General features: G+C 66.6%; 6 protein-coding genes. 2 read left to right on the top strand and 4 right to left on the bottom strand.

The annotated features are described in order from the left end of the window. Nucleotides 1-192: 192 nt before the first annotated feature. Both AC1DWT_RS49680 and AC1DWT_RS49675 read right to left on the bottom strand, forming a co-directional pair. Complete coding sequence (locus AC1DWT_RS49680) at nucleotides 193-648, bottom strand: hypothetical protein (protein ID WP_206015604.1); 456 nt, start codon at nucleotides 646-648, stop codon at nucleotides 193-195. A gap of 236 nt (nucleotides 649-884) precedes the next feature. Further along, the gene (locus AC1DWT_RS49675; RefSeq protein ID WP_477926114.1) at nucleotides 885-1,145 is read right to left on the bottom strand and encodes a three-helix bundle dimerization domain-containing protein; all 261 of its coding nucleotides are present in this window, start codon (nucleotides 1,143-1,145) and stop codon (nucleotides 885-887) included. Between the two features lie 513 nt (nucleotides 1,146-1,658). Between AC1DWT_RS49675 and AC1DWT_RS49670 the strand changes: the two genes are divergently transcribed. Beyond that, nucleotides 1,659-2,231 (top strand): pyridoxamine 5'-phosphate oxidase family protein, encoded by a 573-nt coding sequence (locus AC1DWT_RS49670; protein WP_477926115.1) that lies wholly within the window; start codon nucleotides 1,659-1,661, stop codon nucleotides 2,229-2,231. A gap of 140 nt (nucleotides 2,232-2,371) precedes the next feature. Beyond that, a complete protein-coding gene (locus AC1DWT_RS49665; protein ID WP_206015601.1) occupies nucleotides 2,372-3,238 on the top strand; it encodes a cyclopropane mycolic acid synthase family methyltransferase in 867 nt (288 codons plus the stop codon). A 63-nt stretch (nucleotides 3,239-3,301) separates the two neighbouring features. Here the strand turns inward: AC1DWT_RS49665 and AC1DWT_RS49660 are convergent, their stop codons facing one another. Then, on the bottom strand, nucleotides 3,302-3,667 hold the full coding sequence (locus AC1DWT_RS49660; RefSeq protein ID WP_206015600.1) for a PAS domain-containing protein: 366 nt from the start codon (nucleotides 3,665-3,667) through the stop codon (nucleotides 3,302-3,304). Between the two features lie 580 nt (nucleotides 3,668-4,247). Next, a partial coding sequence (locus AC1DWT_RS49655; RefSeq protein WP_477926113.1) for a phosphate signaling complex PhoU family protein occupies nucleotides 4,248-4,627 on the bottom strand: 380 nt, incomplete at its 5' end.

The raw sequence follows: 4,627 nt of genomic DNA, 5'->3' as shown, positions 1-4,627 counted from the left end.
CTATCGGCACGTCTATGCAACGAAGGCTGATCTCGTTGCTGGCGTTGACAACTGGATTGTCTTCTACAACACTGTTCGACGGAACTCTACGGTGGGGATGCACAGTCCCGACAGCTACGAGAAGTTGCTTCAGGTGGGAGTCGCCTGAGGCACGCAACCCCCTTGTCCACCGTTCGGGGGGAACCTCAACCGTCACGGTGTTGACGAGGGCGGTGTCTTCGCCGGCGTACGTCGCCGCGTCGACGACTTTCTCGCCGGAGCAGGCGTTTTCGCCACGGTCAGGGTTCCGGTCGGCGGCGCCGACAGTGCTGCGGGCTTCGCCCCTGCATCAGGTGTGGCCGGGGTACCGGCTCCCGGCGTGTCAGGTTTCGTACGGGGTTTGAGTTGATCGAGGACCAGCGCCGTCCCACCCACCGCGGCCACAATCGGCCACTGCACCACACCGGTCACCGCGACCGCACCCAAGGTCACCACGGCTGCCGGTGTCGAATGACTTCCGCGCCGCGCTCCCTCCGCAGCCCCGACGACCGCACCCTTCATGCTGCCGACCAGACCGCCGACCGCCGCTCCGCTGACCGCGCCGAGGGTGGCCGTCGCGGCCTCACCCGCCCCGGTCACTATCCGTGCCGTACCACCCACCACATTCATAGTCTCTCGCCCCGCCTCAACCGTTGCCCGAGATCGACGACCGGCGCCGATCCTGTCCGACCGGGAGTACCCCACCGCCCGTCCGCCTGAACAGGGGCGCCGGAACCGGTAGTGGAACCACAGCCATGGGTGGCCTGGCGACGTCTGACGCCGATCACTCCTCCGGGGATCTGACCTGCCGGGAGCGAGGTCCGGGCGACTCCAGCCGGCCGCTCGTGACCGTCGACCGGATCCGTCTAGAGCAGGTGGTGGTGCTCAGCCGGGACCGCCACGGGCACGGTGGCGGGTGTTGCCGCCCCAGCCGCGAGGGCGGCGTCGAGAGACCTGATGGCGGCCCGTTCGACCAGCAGGGGGACGAAGTCCCGGATCCGGCATCCGTCAAACCGGTGATGAGCGGTGTCGACCATCTCGCCGACCAGGTGCGGRTCGAGGAACKGRTACCGSCGGACCAGYTGTGCGCGCACCGCGTCGAGATGCTGCYTYTCGGTGACGTCCATGGCAAGAATTGTCCTCCTCCGCACTCCACGTGGTGGGGCCTTTCTCACCGCCCTCCGGGTGGAACACGGGCTCCGACACCGGCGAGTGTCCGGGTCGTCGGGTTGACGTGTCGGTCGGCGGGCCGCACGATGTGTCGCTGGCGTCAGCATCGGAGTGGCCTCGCACGGCAGCGCACCCGCCCGCGGCGCCGCCGACGTCGTCGTCGACCCGGAGAGCACCGGCACCGACCGGTTCTCCGTTGACGGAGAGCGTCCCGGTACCGCCGCGCCGAGCGTGCCGCCCATCGGCGGTCGAGGACATCGCCGGGGGCGAACTTTTCACACCTTGGTGAGGCGTTTCCACCCCTGGGGTGGCTGTTCGCGCCGGGCGCCCGGCGCGATGCTGATACGGCTGTTACACAGCAACACGTTTCTCGACAGATCRGGGAGACGCAGATGTCCGGCGCCGATCACACCGTGCTCGAGGGCGCCGAGGTCGACACCCCGGCGCGAGGRACCCGTGGCGAACAGGTCATGCARGMGGAGCTGGGAACCGAGTGCCGCGCGSAGCGGTTCTACGCCCACCAAATGTGCCGGGTTCTGCATCCGGCGATGATCGAGTTCATCGACAGGATGGAACTGCTCTTCATCGGGACTGCGGCAGCAGACGGTTCGTGTGAYGTCTCGCTGCGGGCGGGACCGCCCGGCTTCATYCATSTCTTCTCCCCCGACCTGCTCGGATACCCCGAATACCGGGGCAACGGGGTGATGGCCAGCCTGGGCAATATCGTCGAGAACCCGCACAKCGGATTGTTCATGGCCGACTTCGCCGACGACCTGATCGGCCTGCACGTCAACGGAACRGCACGCATCGTCGCCGACGACGAACTGYGCCGCACMCAGCCGGACCTRCCGMTCGAGCGGGTGCGCGATCGCGCCGCCGAGCGGTGGGTCCTGGTGCAGGTCGACGAGGCATATATCCATTGCCGCAAGCACATACCGCAGATGGTGCCCGTCCCCCGSGACCGCGATTGGGGCACCGACGACCAACGACGCAAGGGCGGTGACTATTTCGGGGTCGCCGCCGACCGCAMGGGTCATCCATAGTCAGGGTCGACGASYYCGTCGCTGTCACTCGCCTTGCCGGTCGTGGGGCAWRASGTGAGCTTCATGCAGGCGCGGGTGCGCGGCGTTCGACGGTGAGTCGGCCGACGAGTTTYCCCGACGGGTTGAGGTCAGGAGCTGGAATGTCGCAATTCAAGCCCTTCTTCACGCAGGTGCAGTCCCACTACGACCTGTCCGACGACTTTTTTCGGCTGTTCCTCGATCCGAGCATGACCTACAGCTGCGCCTACTTCCCGCGCGAGGACATGACGCTCGAACAAGCGCAACGGGCCAAGATCGACCTCTCGCTCGGCAAATGCGACCTGCAGCCGGGCATGACGCTGCTCGACATCGGCTGCGGCTGGGGTTCGACCATGCTCCGCGCCCACCAAAAATACGATGTCAACGTCATCGGCCTCACCCTCAGCGACAACCAATACCGGCACGTCACCGAACTCCTGTCAGGTCTGCCGGGGCCGCGGACCGCCCAGGTCCGCCGGCAGGGCTGGGAGGATTTCGACGAGCCGGTGGACCGCATCGTAAGCATCGGTGCCTTCGAGCACTTCCGCCGCCACCGCTATGAAGCGTTCTTCGACAGGTGCCGGGACCTGTTGCCCGCGGATGGACGGATGTTGCTGCACTCGATCATCGCCTACCAGCGCGGCACCCTGGAGAAGATGGGCATCCCCATCACCGAGGCCTACGTGCGCTTCGCCGTCTTTATCGTTCGAGAGATCTTCCGGGGTGCTCAACTGCCCGAACCGGATTGGGTGACCGCCCCGGCGGAGCGGGCGGGGTTCGGTGTCGACCAGATTCAGCCGCTGCAGTTGCACTACGCGCGCACGTTGGACCGGTGGGCAGCCGCGCTCGCCGCCCGTCATGACGCCGCCGTGACGATCGCCTCGGAAGAGATCTACCAGCGGTACATGAAATACCTGACCGGCTGCGCCGACCAGTTCCGCAGCGGACGCGTCGACGTCATGCAGTTCACCCTGGTCAAACATGGTTGAGCTGGTTCTCACCCAATTTGTCGGATCCTGTGCGAGCCGACCTGTGGATATTCACCGATCCCGTCAGCGGACGATACTCACCAACATCGTCGGAATCCGCACCGACCGACTCAACGCGGCCCACACCACGAAACCCTCCCGATGGCGCAACTCGACAACCGTGCCGGCGAACTCATGCAGACGAGTTACCGCGTCCAGGCCACTCACCACCGACTCCGGGGCGAACAACTCCGCGATCGACCGACCCTCGAGCCCGCTGGCGGAGCAGCCCGACATGCGCTCGAGCGCCGAATTCGCCTGCACGACGAGCCCGCCGTCGTGGCGGCGAGCACCGGAACCGGCAGCCACTCCAGCAACACCCGACGCAGACAACTGCTCCAGATAGCGCAGCGGAGTTCCGTATTCGGTGCTCGCCTCTCCATGCAACACATATATGGCGTCCTCACCTGGGTGTTAGGGGTGGAACCGCACACGCCGGAAAGGGGCCGCGGGGTGAGAATTGGGCTGAGCATTGAGTCGCTCTCTCTTCTCGGTGCTCAGGGCGGGTCGGTGCATAATCGACGGCCATGCAGGCGGTCACCACATCCCACCTCATGGGTCAGACATGACCAGCCCTAGGGGTACTTGGCTTTCGGCAGAAATACCATCGCAATCATCTTTGTACGTTGCGTTGCGTGCCGCGGCGACCGAGGCGGACGGGTGGCGAACGTCCCCGAGTACTGAACACCGGGAAGTCACGGGACATGCCCCAGACAGGGGTTCGGCCGGGAAGGCTTTCGCATTCTCGGCCGGATCTCTGCTTCTCGAGTTTTTCACCGTTACCGATGACTCTCTCGATCCGCGAATCTCAATCTACGCGCGCCCCGCGGCCCACCGCAATGCCGCGGATCGACTCGTCACCGGTGCTGCCGACGAGGTTGCGGCGGGCGGGCGGGTCGGACATCTCGGGTGTCCGCCGCGGGGCGCCCCGCCCGCGGACTCCACCACCGCGCCTCCCGAGTGTGCCCGTCTATGAGCTCAGCTGTTCGCCGGTGACGAGGAAGATCACCCGGCGCCCGACCACGACGGTGTGGTCGCCGAACCGTTCATAGAAGCGCCCGAGCAGGGTGACATCGACCGCGGCGGTGATGCTGCCGGTCCAGGCCAGGTCCTGGATCAGGGTGAGCAGTCGCCGGTGCAGGTCGTCGAGCTCGTCGTCGCGCCTGCCGAGCTCCGCGGCCAGCTCGGGATCATGCGTGCGGAGGACCTGTTCGGCGCCTCGGGCCAACTCGCCCGCCACCCGCCCCATCCGGGCGAGCAATTCCTCCGCCTCCCCGGAGGCGACGTGGTCGGGGTGCCGGCGGCGCACGCTCTCGGCGACGTGTTGCGCCAGCCCGCCCATCCGGCTCA

This window comes from Rhodococcus sp. P4_B6, from assembly GCF_056402215.1.
The sequence above is the reverse complement of the archived record's forward strand: the minus strand, read 5'-3'. Positions and strand labels throughout refer to the sequence as shown.

Bases quoted from the DNA above. Each gene is read 5' to 3' on its own strand.
- AC1DWT_RS49680 (WP_206015604.1), bottom strand. From the start codon at position 648: ATGAATGTGGTGGGTGGTACGGCACGGATAGTGACCGGGGCGGGTGAG.
- AC1DWT_RS49665 (WP_206015601.1), top strand. From the start codon at position 2,372: ATGTCGCAATTCAAGCCCTTCTTCACGCAGGTGCAGTCCCACTACGAC.